We start from the raw sequence: 18,215 nt of genomic DNA on the forward strand, positions 1-18,215 counted from the left end.
GGCCGTCTCCCTTGAGTACGGACGGAGTTATTTATGCAGCGTTATAGGCGGTCCGGGCAGGAATGCAATGCAAATGACGGAATTGTCGTGATATGACAGACGGTGACGGCAGATGGCAGATGGCTTTTAGCCGTCCGGAGTCGCCGAGCGCGGTCGGCGCGCCGCCTTCCGGTAGGGCTGGGTTGCCGAAGCCGGATAGGCGCGCGACCTGATGACGCGCAGCGTGGCCAAACTACTATCTGAATCACGCACGGCATTTGACCGGCGTCAGCCGCCCCGCCTCCCTTTCGGAAAAATCGCATTCGGGTTTGCGTCGGCTCGTCGCGTTCATGTCGTCGCACCCTCCGCGCGAGGTCGCTGCGCTATCGATAAAGCGACCGTGGCAGATGAATACAGCAGTATCAGCACGTCGACGTATTGTTCATCAGCCTGACTATTAATAAAAAGACCCATAAGTTTCTCAACTTATGGGCCCGTTTTTCTCAGGTTATGCGTCTACCTACAACAACCCTCAAACGTCGATATTCCCCGCCCTCAACGCATTCGACTCAATAAAGGCCCTGCGCGGCTCCACATCATCCCCCATGAGCGTAGTAAAGATGCCATCAGCAGCAATAGCATCCTCAATCTGCACCCGAAGAAGACGCCGCACCGCAGGATCCATAGTCGTCTCCCAAAGCTGCTCCGGATTCATCTCCCCGAGGCCTTTATAGCGCTGCTTGGACATATTCCTCTCAGCATCAGCCAGCAGCCACTTCATCGCACTCTTAAAGTCGGTGACAGCCATACTCCGCTCCCCACGCTTGATCACAGCGCCAGAGCCAATCAACCCCTTGAACGTATTAGCGGTATTCACAAGCTGCTGATAATCCGCAGTCAGCTGAAACTCTTCATCGAGCACGGAGATCTTCTGATTTCCATGATGCGTCCGCGCGACGCGCAGCGAGCGCAACTCCCGCACCGGGTCATACATCGTGGTCACCTTCACCTCAGGCTTCAGCGCATCATCCCGCAGCTTCGTTTCGAGCGCGCGAGCCGATGTCTCGGCCGCCTGCTCGCTGGAGAGATCGATAACAACGCCATCCATCACCGCCTCAAGCGCACCAGCGTCATACAGACGGCTGAGTCGATTAACCACCGCCTGCGCCAACAGATAAGCCCGCGCCAACTCACCCAACGCATCCCCAGTAATCGGAGTCGCGCCTTCAGCAGCAAGCAACTCCGACCCTTGCAACGCGAGCCGAAGAATATGAGCGTTCACTTCCGACTCATCCTTCAGATACCGCTCATCCTTACCCGCCTTGATCTTGTAAAGCGGCGGCTGCGCGATATAGATATACCCGCGCTCGATCATCTCCGGCATCTGCCGGTAGAAGAACGTCAACAACAGCGTCCGGATGTGCGCGCCATCGACGTCCGCATCGGTCATGATGATGATGCGGTGATAGCGCAGCTTGTCGAGGTTGTAGTCTTCCTTACCGATCCCGCACCCAAGCGCGGTAATCAGCGTAACGATCTGCTCGGAAGAAAGCAGCTTGTCGTAACGCGCCTTCTCGACGTTCAGCACCTTCCCGCGCAGCGGCAAGATAGCCTGAAACTTCCGATCACGCCCCTGCTTCGCCGATCCACCCGCCGAGTCACCCTCGACGATATAAATCTCGGACTTCGCCGGATCCTTCTCCTGGCAATCCGCGAGCTTCCCAGGCAAACCAACACCATCGAGCACGCCCTTGCGCCGGGTCATCTCACGCGCCTTGCGCGCCGCATCGCGCGCACGCGCCGCATCGACGATCTTGCCACAGATGATCTTCGCGTCGCCCGGCGTCTCGAGCAGGAATTCCTCGAGCGCCTTTGCGACCACTTCTTCGACCGGCGCGCGCACTTCCGACGACACCAGCTTGTCCTTCGTCTGCGAGCTGAACTTCGGCTCCGGCACCTTCACCGAGAGCACACACGACAGCCCTTCACGCATGTCATCGCCCGACGTTTCGACCTTCGCCTTCTTCGCGACCTCATGATCGGCAATGTACTTGTTCAACACACGCGTCATCGCCGCGCGCAAACCTGTCAGGTGCGTGCCGCCGTCGCGCTGCGGAATGTTGTTCGTGAAGCACAGCACGTTTTCGTTGTAGCTGTCGTTCCACTGCATGGCCACTTCGACGCCGACGCCATCCTTCTCGCCCATGATGTGGAAGATGTTCGGGTGCAGCACGGACTTGTTCTTGTTGATGTACTCGACAAAACCCTTCACGCCGCCGACGAATGCAAAATCCTCTTCCTTGCCCGAGCGCTGATCCGTCAAACGAATGCGCACGCCATTATTGAGGAACGACAGTTCGCGAATCCGCTTCGCCAGAATGTCGTAGTGATATTCGACGTTGCCGAAAATCGTTTCATCGGCCATGAAATGCACTTCGGTGCCGCGGTTTTCGGTGTCGCCGATCACCTGTATCGGCGAGACGGTCACGCCGTCGATTTCTTCGAGCACGCGGTTCTGCGGCACGCCACGGTGGAATTCCATGAAGTGCTTCTTGCCGTCGCGGCGCACGGTGAGGCGCAGCCATCCCGACAGCGCGTTCACGCACGACACGCCCACGCCGTGCAGGCCGCCCGACACCTTGTAGCTGTTCTGGTCGAACTTGCCGCCGGCGTGCAGCTCGGTCATCACGATTTCGGCGGCGCTGCGCTTCGGATCGTGCTTGTCGTCCATCTTCAGGCCGGTCGGCACGCCGCGGCCGTTGTCGGTGATCGAGATCGAGTTGTCCGCGTGGATGATCACCTGGATGTCGTTGCAATGCCCGGCGAGCGCTTCGTCGATCGAATTGTCGAGCACTTCGAACACGAGGTGGTGCAAACCGGTGCCATCCGATGTATCCCCGATGTACATCCCAGGCCGCTTGCGCACGGCGTCCAGACCTTCGAGGATCTGGATGGACGAGGCGCCGTAGCTGTTATCGGGCTGCGTATTGTTCGTTTCAGTCATGGATTTTTTCCGGTTCTGCGCTACTGCAAGGTTGCTGCTCTGTACTTTTCAAAACGCCATAAAAACGCCAAAGGGGCGCTGCGCCCCTTGGTGTTTTTCTTGATGTTGGACGTGTCAGATGCGCATCGGCATCACCACGTACTTGAATTCGTCGTTCTCGGGAATCGTGATCAACGCGCTGGAGCTGGCATCACCCAGGCTCACCTGCAGCATGTCGACCTTCAGATTCGCGAGCACGTCGAGCAGATACGTGACGTTGAACCCGATATCGACGCTGTCGCCGTCGTAAGCGATTTCAAGTTCTTCCTGCGCCTCTTCCTGATCGGCGTTGGTCGACATGATCTTCAACTGGCCCGGCTCGACGATGCAGCGCACGCCCTTGAACTTATCCGACGTCAGAATCGCCGCGCGTTGCAGCGAACGCTGCAGTTCCTCGCGGCCAATCTGGAATTTGTTCTTGTGCGACTTCGGAATCACGCGCTGGAAGTCGGGGAACTTGCCTTCCACGAGCTTCGATACGAGTTCAACCTGACCGAACGTGAACTTGACCTGCGTCTGCGCGATGTCGATCTTCAGCGTATCGTCGATGTCTTCGAGCAGGCGCTGCAGTTCGAGAATCGTCTTGCGCGGAATGATCACTTCCTGGCGCGCGAACGAGCCCTCGATCTTCATCGACGAGAACGCGAGACGGTGACCGTCGGTCGCGACCGCCATCAACTGGTCGCCGTCCACCACCAGCAGCATGCCGTTCAGGTAGTAGCGGATGTCCTGCTGGGCCATCGAGAAATGGACCATGCCGAGGAGCTGGCGGAACGTCTTTTGAGGAACCACCAGGCTCGCGCCGTAGTCTTTGGCCTGAGCGACGGTCGGAAATTCGTCCGCGGCGAGCGTTTGCAGTGCAAAGCGGCTCTTGCCGGATTGCACGGTCAGGCGCTTGTCGTTCAGCGTCAGCGTGACCTGGCCGTCAGGCATCGCACGCAGAATATCGAGGAGCTTGCGCGCCGCCACCGTGGTCGCGACCGAATCGCCGCCCACACCGAAATCGGCGCGCGTGGTGATCTGCAACTCCAGGTCGGTCGACAGGAACGATACCTCAGGACCGTTCTTGGTGATCAGCAAATTGGCGAGGATCGGCAACGTATGGCGGCGTTCGACGATGCCGCTCACGGTTTGCAGCGGCCTGAGGAGGTTATCGCGTTCGGTCTTGACCAGTTGCATAGGGTTCCTTCGTTGATATAACGGCCTGCACGCCTTACGGGACAAGCTTTTCAGCGTGCAGCCACGGCTCCCCGCCGGCGCCCTGAAAAGCGCCCGACACGGCGTGAAATCCGCCCGTCGCCGCCGGGCGGTTAAACTTGTATTGTGCCTGAAAACGGGACCGCCTCACTAAATTGGGGGCGAGTTCGGGAATAAACAGGTCGATTTTGTAGGGCGTGGTCCGGGTTGCCGCCGGTTTGTCGCGCCGCTGCGCGGCGCTACCGGTTCGCAGGCTCGTTTTTCCGCCACTTCTGGCCGGTTGCGCCGCAAATTCGTCACGGGTTTGCCGCGCCTTTTACGTCGCTTCTGCACGCTTACCGTCGCGTTCCTTGTCCTTTCCCCTTCGGACCCGACAGCGGCGCCGGGTTGTGAGTCCCCTGCCCGTTTCTCTATTTCACAGCGTTTTCGCGGCCTCATTCAACCGCTGCGTAGCCGCTTCCAGCGTTTCCTGCCGCCGACGTCCATTTCACGGTCGCGTGCCGCCAGCCCGTTTAGCCCTTCAGCGTCTGCTCCAGCACATGCAGTTCGTGATTCAGCTGCGCGTCCTTGCTGCGCTCGTCGGCGATCTTGCGCACCGCGTGCAGCACCGTCGTGTGGTCGCGCCCGCCGAAAAGCTCGCCGATTTCCGGCAGGCTCTTCTGCGTCAACTCCTTCGCGAGGTACATCGCGATCTGCCTCGGCCGCGCGATGTTTGCCGGACGCTTCTTCGAATACATGTCCGCGACCTTGATGCTGTAAAAGTCGGCGACCGTTTTCTGGATGTTTTCCACTGAAATCTGCCGGTTCTGCACCGTCAGCAGGTCTTTCAGCGCTTCCTTGGTCAGTTCGATCGTGATTTCGCGGCCGTGGAACTTCGAATACGCGAGGATTTTGCGCAGCGCGCCCTCGAGCTCGCGCACGTTCGAGCGGAGATGCTTCGCGACGAAGAACGCGACGTCCTCATTCAGGCTCACGAACTCCGATTGCGCCTTGCGCATCAGAATCGCGACGCGCATTTCGAGTTCGGGCGGCTCGATCGCCACCGTCAGGCCGGAGTCGAAGCGCGAGATCAGACGATCGTCGATACCCGAAATTTCCTTCGGATACGTATCGCTCGTGATGATCACTTGCGCCTTGTTGGCGACCAGCGCCTCAAAAGCGTAGAAGAATTCCTCTTGCGTGCGCGACTTGCCCGAAAAGAACTGAATATCGTCGATCAGCAGCAGGTCGAGCGAGTGGTAGTAGCGCTTGAAGTCGTCGAACGCCTTGCGCTGGTACGCCTTCACGACATCGGACACGTACTGTTCCGCGTGGATGTAGCGAATCCGCGCGCCGGGTTTGTCCATCAGCAACTGATTTCCGATAGCGTGGATCAGGTGAGTCTTGCCGAGGCCCACGCCACCGTACAGGAACAGCGGGTTATACGAAATGCCGGGGTTGTCGGCGACCTGGATCGCCGCGGCGCGCGCGAGCTGATTCGCCTTACCGGTCACGAAGTTGTCGAAGGTCAGCACGGGGTTCAGCTTCGAGCGCTCGTACATCGAGTCGCTCTCGCTGGATGCCACCGCGCCCACGCCTTGGCCTGGGCGCCACGTGCGGCGTCCGGCGGCGGCTTCGTTCGCGTCCAGGCTCGGCAAATCGAGGTCTGCGGCGTCTTCGGCGGCGTTGCGCGAATTCGCGTTTTGCGCTGCGAGCGCCGCAGCCGCGGCTGCGGGATTCGCGCGCGCGGCATGCGCGGCCTGCACGGCGCCGACAGCCGCATCGACGGCCGCGCCGCCGCCGGCATTACCGCCCTGTGGCGCGGCCGAAGTCGGGCGTGCCGACGACGGAGCCGGCGCCCCGGCCGCTGGGCCACGCATGCCGGCCTTCGGATCCAATACGAATTGCACGTCCACCGGCGCATGCCAGAAATCGCGGGCCATATCCGCGATGCGGCCGGAGAACTGGCTCTTGACCCAGTCGAGCTTGAAGCGGTTCGGCGCGGCAATGCTCAACGTGTTCGCATCGGCGTCGAAGGCGACCGGGGCCAAGGGTTTGATCCACGTCACGTACTGCTGGGGCGTAAGCTCACGCTCCAGCAATGCGGAACAGTGTTGCCAGAATTCGTTCATCAAGTTGCTATCGTTATGGTGTGCACGGCGGTCGCCGCTGCCCCAGTCGCGCGCGCGCAACAAGGCCCTGAGCAGCCAGGCGTAACGGCCCCAGGCGCCTGTGCCACAAGGGTCTGCGGGACAAGCGTGCCGGAGCGGCGTGCAACATTTTTGGGAAGTAAGGCGAGATTCTAACGCCAAAACGGACCCGAAAGTGAGTTATCCACAGGGACCGATCGCCCGGTCCGGCAAACCCCGGCTGCGCCGGACGACGGCTAAACTATTGACGGCCAACGGAAAACCAGTTTAAATAGCGGGTTCCGCGAAAACCAATTTCAGCAAACCACCGGCCATTGCGCTTTCAGCGATGATCGCGCGGTTTTTTTCGATCAAGTGAGAGCAACATGAAACGTACTTACCAACCTTCCGTTACCCGTCGCAAGCGCACCCATGGCTTCCGCGTTCGCATGAAGACCGCTGGCGGCCGCAAGGTCATCAACGCACGTCGCGCGAAGGGCCGCAAGCGCCTCGCGATCTAAGGCAAGCGGATTGCGCGCTGTGACCGAAGCCTGCGGCGAAGCGGGAGCGGCCGGGGCGCAGCAACCGGGCTCGGTTCCGTTGCGAGCGCAAGCCGCTTTCCCCAAAGCCGCAAGGCTGCTAAAAACGGATGAATTTTCATCCGTTTTTCGTTTGCGGCCGTGGCGCCGTACCGCGCACTTCGTCGTGTACGGCCGGCCCACCGGCAACGAGGCGCGTCTTGGCCTCGTGATCGGTAAGAAGTATGCGCCGCGCGCGGCCACGCGGAATCTGGTGCGCCGGATCGCGCGCGAAGCCTTCCGGCTGCGTCGCGCGGAATTCGGCGGTTGGGATGTGCTGCTGCGTCTACACACGCGTTTCGACAAAAAAGCTTTGCCGAGCGCGTCGTCGTCGCCGTTGAAGGCGCTGTGCCGCAGCGAAATCGAGGCGCTGCTCGACAAGGCAGCGCGCGAAATTACCCGTCGTCAGGTGCCGCCCGCGGAGGCGCCCAAGACGGAATGACGCAGTGACCGCCCGCACCACGGTCGCCGCAACGGGCGTTGCGCCGGCAGCTTCAGAGCGCGGGCGCCGTCCTGTACTTCACGTTGCGCGGCGCCATACCGCCGCACCAGTCATGCAAACGGTACTCTTCGCTTTATTGCGCTTTTACAAGCTTGCCGTGAGCCCCATGCTCGGCAACCGGTGCCGTTTTTACCCTTCCTGCTCTGATTACGCGCGCGAGGCAATCCAGTATCATGGCGCCGCGCACGGGACTTATCTCGCCGTGAGGCGTGTTTGCCGCTGCCACCCGTTTTCCGCGGGCGGCATCGATCTCGTCCCGCCACCCACTTCTGAAAAGCGCTGACGCGCCGTTCCATCGACACTGAGACAACGCATGGATATCAAACGCACCGTCCTATGGGTCATCTTTTTCATGTCAGCTGTCATGCTGTTCGACAACTGGCAACGCGACCACGGACGCCCGTCGATGTTCTTCCCGAGCACGACGCCGACCCAGACCGCCGGCAGCGCCGCGCCGGGCACCACGACACCAGGCAGCCAGCCGGCCGATCTGCCGGCCACCAACGCGGCCGCGCCGGGCAACGCGCCAGCGGCCGAGCAATCGCAGCTCGTGAAGTTCGGCACCGACGTCTATAGCGGCGAAATCGACACCCGCGGTGGCACATTGTCGCGCCTGTCGCTCGTCAAGCAGGGCGACGGCAAGCAGCCGGATCTCGTGATCACGCTGTTCGACAAAACGAACAATCACACGTATCTGGCGCGCACCGGCCTGCTCGGCGGTGACTTCCCGAATCACAACGACGTCTTTACGCTGATGCCGAATCAGCCGACCCATCTGGCCGACGGCCAGAACTCGTTCCAGATGAGCTTCGAGTCGCCGGAAAAGGGCGGCCTCCGGGTCATCAAGACGTATACGTTCACGCGTGGCAGCTACGTGATCGGCGTTGAGACGAAGGTCCAGAACGTCGGCACCACGCCGGTGACGCCGCAACTCTATATGGAGCTCGTGCGCGACGACCAGCCGGTCGAAACGCCGCGCTTCTCGCACACGTTCATCGGACCGGCTGTCTACACGAACGAGCATCACTTCCAGAAGATGACGTTCAGCGATCTCGACAAGAACAAGCAAGATTTCGCGACGTCGGCCAACGACGGCTGGGTCGCGATGGTCCAGCACTACTTCGCGTCGGCCTGGATTCCGCAGGAAGGCGTGAAGCGCGAGTTCTACGCCGAGAAGATCGATCCGTCGCTGTATCGCGTCGGCATAAAGCAGGCGATGCCGACCATCCAGCCGGGCCAGACCGTCAGCGTGTCCGCGCGTCTGTTCGCCGGTCCGGAAGAAGAAAAGATGCTCGCAGGTATCGCGCCGGGTCTCGATCTGGTGAAGGACTACGGCTGGGTCACGATCATCGCGAAGCCGCTGTTCTGGCTGCTGTCGAAGATTCACAGCTATGTCGGCAACTGGGGCTGGTCGATCGTGCTGCTCACGGTGTTGATCAAGGCGGTGTTCTTCCCGCTGTCGGCCGCGAGCTACAAATCGATGGCGCGCATGAAGGCGATCACGCCGCGCATGCAGGCGCTGCGCGAGCGTTTCAAGGGCGATTCGCAGAAGATGAACGCGGCGCTGATGGAGCTGTACAAGACCGAGAAGGTCAATCCGTTCGGCGGCTGTCTGCCGGTCGTGATCCAGATTCCGGTGTTCATCTCGCTGTACTGGGTGTTGCTGTCGTCGGTGGAAATGCGCGGCGCGCCATGGATTCTATGGATCCAGGATCTGTCGCAGCAGGACCCGTATTTCATCCTGCCGGTCCTGATGGCCGTGTCGATGTTCCTGCAGACCCGCTTGAACCCGACTCCGCCCGACCCAGTTCAGGCGAAGATGATGATGTTCATGCCGATCGCGTTCTCGGTGATGTTCTTCTTCTTCCCCGCAGGTCTCGTGTTGTACTACGTCGTGAACAACGTGCTGTCGATCGCGCAGCAGTACTACATCACGCGGATGATGGGCAGCTCGAAGGCGAAGCCGGCCTGATGTTCCGTCCGGCGGCGGCCCGCAGGGCCGCCTTGACGCAAGCTGAAAACGAAAAGCCGCCCGGTGCGAACCGGGCGGCTTTTTTTATGGTGCGGTTGAAGAAAATGCGGCGGGCGGCTGCGCTTGAGTTTCGTCGTTCACTCTTCGTCGGAATCTTCGCCGTAAAAACGCACGATCATTTCCTCGACCAGATTCCGGTCCTTCGGGGTCAACGATGCGATCTTCGAAGCGAGTTCGATCGTTTCGGGTGTCGGTGGATATTTTTCGCCACGTGCCATCGGTCGTGCGCTGGCGCCGGGCGGTGGTCCGTAATGGAGCCAGTGCTCCTTGACGTTCAACCATTCGGCGAGGGTCCGCAACTTGTCCGGCTTCGGAATCGTCGTGCCCGTCAGCCATTTGTGGGCGGTCTGGGGCGTCACGGGCCGCTCGCCGTAATAGCGAAGATTGAATTGCTCGGCGAGTTTGGTCCCGCCGCGGATTTTCAGCGGCTCGAGCAGATCCTTCAGCCTCTTGGCGAAGGCGGCTTTTTCTTTGTCGGTCGGCATGGGCCAGATTGTGCAATTCAGAGTTCAGCCAGTTGACAACCGATCAAGCTTTGCTTTCTCTTATTTGAGATAGTTTTAGCTTGCAGCGCGCGCCCCATAACGCGTTGCGCGAATTTGATTTTTTTCATCTCTCGATTGCCAGGCTTGGCTTTGCCCGAACTGCAGTTCCTGCCGAGTCTCAACTGTTCCTAAGTAGGGCGGTAATGATCCTAGCTTAATTGGGATAAATCCGAGTTGTTCAAACGAAAGGTGCAAACGGGCACGTCATCCGCTTCGCGTCCTGGTCGCCAGCCCTTCAGTGCGAGGCGCGCGCGTTACAATGCCTCGCGCCGGCTCGACCGACGCGGCCCTGCCCTGCCCCTCCCGTTTCGCCCGACTTCACATGCTCACGACCGACTCCGATTCCATCGTTGCCATTGCTACCGCGCCCGGCCGGGGAGGCATCGGCGTCGTGCGCATTTCGTTCGGCCGCGCTGGCGCGGCGGCGGCCCAGCCGTTGATGCAGGCCCTCACCGGCCAGACGCTCGCGGCACGTCACGCGAGCTACGTGCCGTTTCTCGACGCGAGCGGCAATCCGCTCGATCGCGGCATCGCGCTGTACTTTCCGGCGCCGCACTCGTACACCGGCGAGCACGTGCTTGAACTGCAAGGTCATGGCGGCCCGGTCGTGCTGCAATTGGTCCTGCAGCGCTGCATCGACGCCGGCCGCGCGTTCGGTCTACGGCTCGCCGAGCCCGGCGAATTCACGCGTCGCGCGTTTCTGAACGACAAGCTCGACCTCGCGCAGGCCGAGGCCGTCGCCGATCTGATCGAGGCGAGCACCGAGGCCGCCGCGCGTTCGGCCGGCCGCTCGCTCGACGGCGCGTTCTCGCGCGACATCCACGCGCTGGTCGAAGAGGTGATCACGCTGCGGATGCTGGTCGAAGCGACGCTCGACTTCCCGGAAGAGGAAATCGACTTCCTCGAAGCCGCCGACGCGCGCGGCAAGCTCGCGCGCATACGCGAGCGTCTCGCGCACGTGCTGAGCGAGGCGCGCCAGGGTGCGTTGCTGCGCGAGGGTTTGTCGGTCGTGCTGGCGGGGCAGCCGAACGTCGGCAAGTCGTCGCTGCTGAACGCGCTCGCCGGCGCCGAACTCGCGATCGTCACGCCGATCGCCGGAACGACGCGCGACAAGGTCGCGCAGACGATCCAGATCGAAGGCATCCCGCTGCACGTGATCGACACGGCCGGTCTGCGCGAGACCGAGGACGAGGTCGAGAAGATCGGCATCGAGCGCACCTGGGGCGAGATCGAGCGCGCGGACGTGGTGCTGCATCTGCTCGACGCGCGCGCCGGAATGACGGCCGACGACAAAACGATCGCCGGACGCTTTCCGCGCGGCGTGCCCGTCGTCCGCGTGCTGAACAAGACCGATCTGACAGGGCTCGCGCCCGCGACGCAGGCGCTCGACGCCGACCTCGAACTTAGCGAGGTGCGGCTGTCGGCGAAGAAGGGTGACGGCGTCGCGCTGCTGCGCGACGAACTACTGCGGATTGCCGGCTGGCAGGCGGGCGCGGAGAGCGTCTATCTCGCGCGCGAGCGGCACCTGATCGCGTTGCGCGCGGCCGACGAGCATCTGGCGACCGCCGCCGCGCATGCGGAACAGAACGCGCAGGCGCTCGATCTGTTCGCCGAGGAATTGCGGCTCGCGCAGGATCAACTAAACTCGATCACCGGTGAGTTCAGTTCGGACGATCTGCTCGGCGTGATTTTCAGCCGATTCTGTATCGGCAAGTAACGCCGAACTTGTGCGTCGGCGCAATCGGGCCGTCATATAACCTCTCGTGGCCGAATCGGCGGCGCCGCTGCGCACGCGAAAATCGCGCTCCGTCGACCAAAAACCCACCGGATTTTTGGTACACAACCGGGCAAAGGTTTAAAATCCACGCTGTCCGAGCCTGAACGTCCAGCGTCCCCAAAGCATGCCTCGCCTCGCCACTCCGCTCACCGAATCCGAGATCCGCGCGCTCGAACCGCGCGCGACCCGCTACTGCGTCGCCGACGGCAACGGCCTCGTGATCGAGGTCATGACGACCGGCACCAAGGTCTGGCGCTTCCGCTATACGTTGAACGGCAAGCGTCAGCCGCTCGCGACCATAGGCGATTACCGGATGATTTCGCTGCGCGTCGCGCGCGCGAAGGCGCAGAGGTACGCGGCGCTCGTCGCGCAGGGCATCTCGCCGGTCGCCACCGCGCGGCGCGATCGCGGTGTCGAGAGCAAGGCCGACGTGCTGCGCGAAGCGGCCGAGCTTTATCTCGCGACGGCGCTGGCCGGCAAGTCGGATGAATATCGCCGCACCACGCGGCGCGCGCTCGACAAGGACGTGCTGCCCGCGATCGGCAACAAGCCGATCGGCGCGGTCACCGCTGACGACGTCGTCGCGATCTGCGAGCGCATCAAAAGCCGCGGCTCGCCGAAAATGGCGCTGCACACGCGCAACGTCGTGAAGCGCCTGTACGCATACCTGATCGGGCGCCAGCTCGCGACCAGCAATCCCGCGGAAGTCGTACCGGCGCGCTCGATCGCGACCTTCGACAGCCGCACCCGCGTGCTGTCCGGCGCCGAGATCGGTGTCATGCTGCGCGCGATCGACACATCCAATATCCGCCGTCCGCTGAAGCTCGCGCTGCATCTGCTGGTGCTGACGATGGCACGCAAATCGGACCTCGTCGAATCGACATGGGCCGAGTTCGATCTCGACAACGCGCTGTGGACGATCCCCGCCGCGCGCCTGAGCGCGCGCGAGGACCGCGTCGTCCGTCTGCCGCGCCAGGCGGTTGCGCTGCTGCGCGAGCTGCAGCGCGGGCGCACCAGCGAGACGTTCGTGTTCCCGAGCGTCAGGGGCGACGATCGGCCGATCGCGAAAAGCACGCTGAACCAGGCGGTCAAGGCATTGGGGCTCGACGTGGAGCATTTCGTGCTGCATGACTTTCGTCGCACCGCGTCGTCGCATCTGCGCGACATGGAACAGCAATCAGCCGCGGGGGGCGATATCGCGAAGCATGAAGCAACCGACGAAGCGGCGTGGCAGCGTCGCATGCTTCAGAGTTGGGCGGACTTTGTCGATAGCCAGATGGAAGTCGCGCGGCAGACGGCGAACGGGACGGCTTGACGGCTTTGTCATGGGTTTTGGCGCCATGTGACGCTTGCCGTCAGGCCGGTAACAGGCTGGTACACAGGCTAATGCGAGCTCGCCCAGACGCTAAGCAAATAAAGGAAAAATCATCAAAAAAGGTTTCCAAACCGGGCGCAAATGCGCCTTTTTTCGCTTCTCTGGACCGTTTGACATCGTCGTTCTTTCCCCGCTTCCTTCGCCTACACTGAGAGATGGATGCAAGCCGATACGGAGGTTCCGATGCCTGAATCAATGCTCGCCTATCTGATGGGGCCCGCCGTCATGCTGGTGGTCGGCTTTGCCATCTGGATGGCGTCGCGTCACCGCGACCCGTCCAGGCCGCCCAGGCTTGAGCGCTGGCTCGACACGCATTACGCGGAGTGGCTGCATCACAAGCATTAAGCCGTGCCTCAAATGGAAAAGGCCGTCGCATTGGGCGACGGCCTTTTTGTCTGCGCGTTGTTCGGCTGAATCATCCGCGCATCAGAGCCGTGCCGCGCTCACCACTGCGGCTCGGGTTGCGGTTGCGCGTAGCCGTACCGTCCGGGCGGCGGTGCGCCGCACGCGACATAGGCGCGCTGATACTGGTCGTAACAATATCCGGGCGGCGGTGCCGCGTAAGCCGGCGCGGGCTGGTACGCAGGCTCGGCATAGACCGGCTGCGGATACGCGACCACCGGCGCCGGCGTCAACGCCGAGGTGACCACCGCGCCCAGCACCGCGCCGCCAATCAGCGCACCCACCACATCACCGCCGTGTCCGTGCGCGGACGCCTGGCCCGCCACCGTCAAACTACCCGCCATTACCAACGCCACTGCGATCTTTTTCATATTGAGCTCCCGCCGTTCAGGCATGGACGAATTGTCGCCGGCGCGCGCGGAAATAGATGCTGCAGTTGGTAACCGGACATTAACTCTGTAACAGGTGCATAACATTGGACACGTTAACCCACGCAGGGCATTGCGCTGCTTTTCATCCAGGCATCGCGGCGAAGATCGCCGCGCTGGCCTTGATCCGGGCGCCGACTATTATCTGACCAATGGCAGCGGTCAACGAGCGCCTCGCCTCCCCGCAACCTGACGTGCCCTTCCTGAACTTCACTCTGGCCGAACCACATGGACACCTCTAAACCGCCCCAGAACGCCACAACGCTGCATCCCGCAGACGACGCGAACGCGCGGGCGCACGCGCTCGTCGCTGAGGATGAGCCCAGTCTCGGCTGCGACGACGCGCTCGCGCGCATCCTCGCCGGCCCGCCGGCGGCCGAGTGCCCGATCATGGTGCTGCTGGTCGACGACCAGGCGGTCATCGCCGAGGGGTGCGCGAGGCGCTCGCCGACGAGCCGGGCATCGACTTTCGCTACTGCGCGTCATGGGAAGACGCGGTGCGCTGCGCCGAGGAAACGCGCGCGACGGTGATCCTGCAAGATCTCGTGATGCCGGACGGCGACGGTCTGATGCTGGTGCGGCAATACCGGCTGAATCCCGCCACTCGCGACATCCCGATTGTCGTGCTGTCGACCGACGAAGAGCCGCTCGCCAAAAGCGCGGCGTTCGCGGCCGGTTCGAGCGACTACCTTGTGAAGCTGCCCGACCGCATCGAGCTGATAGCGCGCATCCGCTATCACTCGCGCTCGTATCTACACCTGCTGCAACGCGACGAGGCGTATCACGCGCTGCGGCAATCTCAGCGGCAAGTGCTGGCGACGAATCTGGAGTTGCAGCGGCTCACGCATCTGGACGGTCTGACCGGCCTGTCGAACCGCCGCTACCTCGACCAGTATCTGGCCGCCGAATGGCACCGCGGCAGCCGCAACAAGACCGGCCTCGGCCTCCTGATGATCGACGTCGATCACTTGAAGGGCTACAACGACACCTATGGGCACGTCGCCGGCGACGAAGTGCTGAAGAGCGTCGCGCATACGATCGAAGCGTGCCTCGGCCATTCACTGGATCTCGCCGCGCGCTTCGGCGGCGAGGAGTTCGCGGTGGTCGTGCCGGACACGTCGGCGGGCGGCTTGCGCCTGCTCGCGGAGAAAATCCGCATCGCGGTCGAAGACCGCGCGATCACCCATGCGGGCTCGGCAGAGGGCGTCGTCACGATCAGCATCGGCGCGGCGATGGTGGTGCCGTCGGCCGCCGAACCGGTCACGACGCTGATCGAGGCGGCCGGCGTCGGCCTGTATCGCGCGAAACACGACGGCAAGAATCAGGTGGCCGTGAGCGGCTGAGTCTGGCGCCGCCCTCCTCAACCTTCGGTTTACGCCGCCACGGCGCGCGTATAGCGCTCAGCCGGCGCGCTGCGCGACAGATTCGGCTGCAGATGCAAACGCGCGCTGTTCAGACGCTCCCAGTCGGCGGCATCGGGCAACGACGGGATCGTCACCAGCTCGCCCTGGTCGAGACCGGCAAGCGCTGCGTCGACCATGTCCTCGGCGCTCATCACGATCTGCGAAGGCAGGTTCTCGACCGCTAGACCCGCGCGATCCCAGAATGCGGTGCTCGTCGCACCCGGCAACACCGCTTGCAGCCGCACGCCCTTGTCGCCCAACTCGTGATGCAGCGACTGCGTGAGGTTCAACACGTACGCCTTGGTGCCGCTATAGGTGCCGTTCAACAATTCCGGCGCCAGCGCGACGATCGACGAGATATTGATCACCGTACCGGCGCCGCGCGCGATGAAGCCCGGCAACACTGCCGACGTCAGGCGCGTGAGCGAGGTCACGTTCAGCTCGATCATCTGCTCGAGTTCATCGATGTCGGAGTCGATCAGCGTCGCGGTCGCGCCGACGCCCGCGTTGTTGACCAGCATCGTGATGCCCCGCTCGGCGCGCAACTGGTTCTCGATGCGGCGCACGTCGGCCTTGTCGGTCAGATCGGCGCTGACGGTGCTCACGCGGCGGCCGGTTTCCTTCGTCAGCCGGTCGGCGAGGCTGCTAAGGCGCGCGCCGTCGCGCGCGATCAGCAGCAGGTCGTAGCCGCGTCGCGCGAGCCGGTCCGCGTAGACCGCGCCGATACCCGACGATGCGCCCGTGACCACCGCCGTACCCTTGCCTTCGTTCGAATTGCCTTGTACGCCCTTGTCTGCCTGCGTTGCCATTGAAGCTCTCCTTGCGGGCTGCGCATGATGCGGCCGCCCTGTCCGGTGAATGGGACCATCCGTGAACTCGCCGCCTGGCGGCTTTGCGCTGATACGGCGGTGTTGACGAGCTGAGTTTACGCGCGTACCGTTTTGTCTCAAATGTCGTATTTACCTCGTTTAAGGACATCACACATGAAACGCATCGGCGTGGTGGTCTTTCCGGGCTTTCAGATCCTCGACATGGTCGCGGTATCGATTTTCGAACTCGCCAATCAGGACACCGACGAGCCCGCGTACGACGTCGCGGTGATCTCCGAGCACGGCGGCATGGTGCGCAGCTCGGCGGGCGTCGAGGTCGCGACGCGGCCGTTCGGCGATCCCGCCTACGACACGGTGATCGTCACCGGCGCGATGGAGATCGCGCCGTCGTCGCCGGGGCTGCTCGCGTTTCTGAACGACGCCCTCGCCGCCTCGCGCCGCACCGCAAGCATCTGCACCGGTGCGTTCGTGCTCGCCGAAGCGGGCATCCTCGACGGCCGCCAGGCGACTACGCACTGGGCGCATGCGCGCGATTTGCAACGGCGCTTTCCGCGCGCGCGGGTCGACGAGGACCGCATCTTCATCGTCGACGGCTCGGTGTGGACGTCGGCCGGCATGACCGCGTGTATCGATTTGTGCCTCGCGCTCGTCGAGAACGACCTCGGCGTCGCGGTTTCGCGCGTGATCGCGAAAAAGCTCGTGGTCTATCACCGGCGCACCGGCGGGCAATCGCAGTACTCCGCGATGCTCGATCTCGAACCGAAATCCGATCGGATCCAGAACGCGCTGTCGTATGCGAAGAGCCATCTGCGCGAGCCGCTGACTGTCGAGCAACTCGCCGACGTCGCGCATCTGAGCCCGCGCCAGTTCAGCCGCGCGTTTCGCGACGAGACGCGCCAGTCGCCGGCCCGCGCGATCGAGGCGCTACGTGTCGAAGCGGCTCGCACAATGCTCGAAACCGGCCGTCATTCGATCGAAACCGTCGCAGCCGACACTGGCTTCATCGACCCCGAGCGGATGCGGCGCGCGTTTTTGCGCGCGTTCGGCCAGCCGCCTCAAGCGATCCGGCGTGCCGCACGCGTGACGTAAGCGTTCGGGTAGAGAATAGGAAACCCGCGGTGCGAAGCTACGCAAAAAACAGTATCCCGCTCGACCCGTGAATCGAACCCAGCCCAAATGAAAGGAAACGCGATGAGCTACAACGACAGCAACCCGTTCGCCAAAATCTTGCGCGGCGAACTACCGTGCATCAAGGTGGCCGAAAACGACCAGGCGCTGGCTTTCATGGACTTGATGCCGCAAGCCGACGGCCATCTGCTCGTCGTGCCGAAGGAAGCGGTCGCGGAAATTTTCGATCTGTCGGATGCGGCGCTCGTCGCGTCGACGCGCATGGCGCAAAGGCTTGCGATCGCGGTGCGCGCGGCACTGCGTCCTGACGGCGTGTTCATCGGCCAGTTCAACGGCGCGGCGGCGGGACAGACAGTGCCGCACGTCCACTTCCATGTGATTCCGCGCTGGGAAGGCCAACCGCTGAAGCTGCATGCGCGCGAGGTCGCCGATCCGGACACGCTCGAGGCGCTCGCCAAACGGATTCGCGCGCACTGGCGCGCCCATTGACGCGCGACGCGAGGGCTGCCGACGCAACGTCGCGCCCCACATTACGGTCACGCCCGGTAACAACTGTAAAAGCCGTTGAAACCACCGATTGGCGCGTCGCGACTAGACTGCTATTGCCTTGTGTTCAAGGCATTGAGTGTGGATCTCTTTTTTCAGCCTGCCCCTGTGGCAGGCTTTTTTTCTTTGGGACCCGCTTCGCAATCTCAGAGCCGCTTGCGCGAACGGCGTAGCGGATGCCGCCAGTCGATGCGTCTGGGACGCGCTGGCAACGGCCGTCCGTTGTGCAGGTCTCGATGCTCCTGCCACAGTTCGTCGGAAAAAAGAAACATGACGATCAGCAACGGAACGACCAGAAAAATCCCGAGTATTACGTGCTCGTTCACGATAGCCTCCAATGTC

General features: G+C 62.6%; 16 protein-coding genes and 1 pseudogene. 10 read left to right on the forward strand and 7 right to left on the reverse strand.

Annotated elements, in window-relative coordinates; all coding sequences use genetic code 11:
- Nucleotides 1-511 precede the first annotated feature (511 nt).
- From gyrB to dnaA, 3 genes are all read right to left on the reverse strand, one after another.
- Nucleotides 512-2,983 carry a DNA topoisomerase (ATP-hydrolyzing) subunit B gene (gene gyrB / locus OKW44_RS29500; protein ID WP_018418936.1) on the reverse strand — a complete coding sequence of 824 codons (2,472 nt, stop codon included), beginning with the start codon at nt 2,981-2,983 and terminating at the stop codon, nt 512-514.
- Nucleotides 2,984-3,097: 114 nt separating this feature from the next.
- Nucleotides 3,098-4,201, reverse strand: coding sequence for a DNA polymerase III subunit beta (gene dnaN / locus OKW44_RS29505; protein ID WP_018418935.1), 1,104 nt, complete (start codon nt 4,199-4,201; stop codon nt 3,098-3,100).
- Nucleotides 4,202-4,731: 530 nt separating this feature from the next.
- A complete protein-coding gene (gene dnaA / locus OKW44_RS29510; protein ID WP_026225531.1) occupies nt 4,732-6,330 on the reverse strand; it encodes a chromosomal replication initiator protein DnaA in 1,599 nt (532 codons plus the stop codon).
- Nucleotides 6,331-6,713: 383 nt separating this feature from the next.
- Between dnaA and rpmH the strand changes: the two genes are divergently transcribed.
- From rpmH to yidC, 4 genes are all read left to right on the forward strand, one after another.
- Nucleotides 6,714-6,848, forward strand: coding sequence for a 50S ribosomal protein L34 (gene rpmH / locus OKW44_RS29515; protein WP_004198824.1), 135 nt, complete (start codon nt 6,714-6,716; stop codon nt 6,846-6,848).
- A gap of 19 nt (nt 6,849-6,867) precedes the next feature.
- The gene (rnpA, locus tag OKW44_RS29520) at nt 6,868-7,347 is read left to right on the forward strand and encodes a ribonuclease P protein component (RefSeq protein ID WP_035470493.1); all 480 of its coding nucleotides are present in this window, start codon (nt 6,868-6,870) and stop codon (nt 7,345-7,347) included.
- A 112-nt stretch (nt 7,348-7,459) separates the two neighbouring features.
- Nucleotides 7,460-7,690: a membrane protein insertion efficiency factor YidD gene (gene yidD / locus OKW44_RS29525; RefSeq protein ID WP_084753997.1), complete on the forward strand. Its 231-nt coding sequence runs from the start codon at nt 7,460-7,462 to the stop codon at nt 7,688-7,690.
- Between the two features lie 30 nt (nt 7,691-7,720).
- On the forward strand, nt 7,721-9,379 hold the full coding sequence (yidC, locus tag OKW44_RS29530; RefSeq protein WP_018418932.1) for a membrane protein insertase YidC: 1,659 nt from the start codon (nt 7,721-7,723) through the stop codon (nt 9,377-9,379).
- A 137-nt stretch (nt 9,380-9,516) separates the two neighbouring features.
- Here yidC and OKW44_RS29535 read toward each other — a convergent pair whose 3' ends face one another.
- Nucleotides 9,517-9,924: a helix-turn-helix domain-containing protein gene (locus OKW44_RS29535; RefSeq protein ID WP_018418931.1), complete on the reverse strand. Its 408-nt coding sequence runs from the start codon at nt 9,922-9,924 to the stop codon at nt 9,517-9,519.
- A 382-nt stretch (nt 9,925-10,306) separates the two neighbouring features.
- Between OKW44_RS29535 and mnmE the strand changes: the two genes are divergently transcribed.
- The 3 genes from mnmE to OKW44_RS29550 all read left to right on the forward strand — a co-directional run bounded on the left by mnmE (nt 10,307) and on the right by OKW44_RS29550 (nt 13,481).
- Nucleotides 10,307-11,701: a tRNA uridine-5-carboxymethylaminomethyl(34) synthesis GTPase MnmE gene (mnmE, locus tag OKW44_RS29540; protein ID WP_018418930.1), complete on the forward strand. Its 1,395-nt coding sequence runs from the start codon at nt 10,307-10,309 to the stop codon at nt 11,699-11,701.
- Nucleotides 11,702-11,885: 184 nt separating this feature from the next.
- Complete coding sequence (locus tag OKW44_RS29545) at nt 11,886-13,076, forward strand: tyrosine-type recombinase/integrase (protein ID WP_018418929.1); 1,191 nt, start codon at nt 11,886-11,888, stop codon at nt 13,074-13,076.
- A gap of 243 nt (nt 13,077-13,319) precedes the next feature.
- Nucleotides 13,320-13,481 (forward strand): cytochrome c-type biogenesis protein CcmH, encoded by a 162-nt coding sequence (locus OKW44_RS29550; protein ID WP_162633912.1) that lies wholly within the window; start codon nt 13,320-13,322, stop codon nt 13,479-13,481.
- A gap of 98 nt (nt 13,482-13,579) precedes the next feature.
- Here the strand turns inward: OKW44_RS29550 and OKW44_RS29555 are convergent, their stop codons facing one another.
- Nucleotides 13,580-13,909, reverse strand: a complete 330-nt coding sequence (locus OKW44_RS29555) for a hypothetical protein (RefSeq protein ID WP_018418927.1) — start codon at nt 13,907-13,909, stop codon at nt 13,580-13,582.
- 285 nt (nt 13,910-14,194) lie between these two features.
- On the opposite strand from OKW44_RS29555, the pseudogene OKW44_RS29560 reads away from it, so the two are divergent.
- A pseudogene (locus OKW44_RS29560) lies at nt 14,195-15,309 on the forward strand (diguanylate cyclase).
- Nucleotides 15,310-15,338: 29 nt separating this feature from the next.
- Here OKW44_RS29560 and OKW44_RS29565 read toward each other — a convergent pair.
- A complete protein-coding gene (locus OKW44_RS29565; protein WP_018418925.1) occupies nt 15,339-16,178 on the reverse strand; it encodes an SDR family NAD(P)-dependent oxidoreductase in 840 nt (279 codons plus the stop codon).
- Between the two features lie 174 nt (nt 16,179-16,352).
- On the opposite strand from OKW44_RS29565, the gene OKW44_RS29570 reads away from it, so the two are divergent.
- Entirely contained in the window at nt 16,353-17,288 is a 936-nt protein-coding gene (locus tag OKW44_RS29570; protein ID WP_018418924.1) for a GlxA family transcriptional regulator, read from the forward strand.
- A 102-nt stretch (nt 17,289-17,390) separates the two neighbouring features.
- The gene (locus OKW44_RS29575) at nt 17,391-17,816 is read left to right on the forward strand and encodes an HIT family protein (RefSeq protein ID WP_026225530.1); all 426 of its coding nucleotides are present in this window, start codon (nt 17,391-17,393) and stop codon (nt 17,814-17,816) included.
- 203 nt (nt 17,817-18,019) lie between these two features.
- Here OKW44_RS29575 and OKW44_RS29580 read toward each other — a convergent pair whose 3' ends face one another.
- Complete coding sequence (locus OKW44_RS29580) at nt 18,020-18,199, reverse strand: hypothetical protein (protein WP_026225529.1); 180 nt, start codon at nt 18,197-18,199, stop codon at nt 18,020-18,022.
- Between the last annotated feature and the right edge of the window lie 16 nt (nt 18,200-18,215).

This window comes from Paraburkholderia lebeckiae, from assembly GCF_050436325.1.
GTDB classification, from domain to species: Bacteria; Pseudomonadota; Gammaproteobacteria; order Burkholderiales; family Burkholderiaceae; genus Paraburkholderia; species Paraburkholderia tuberum.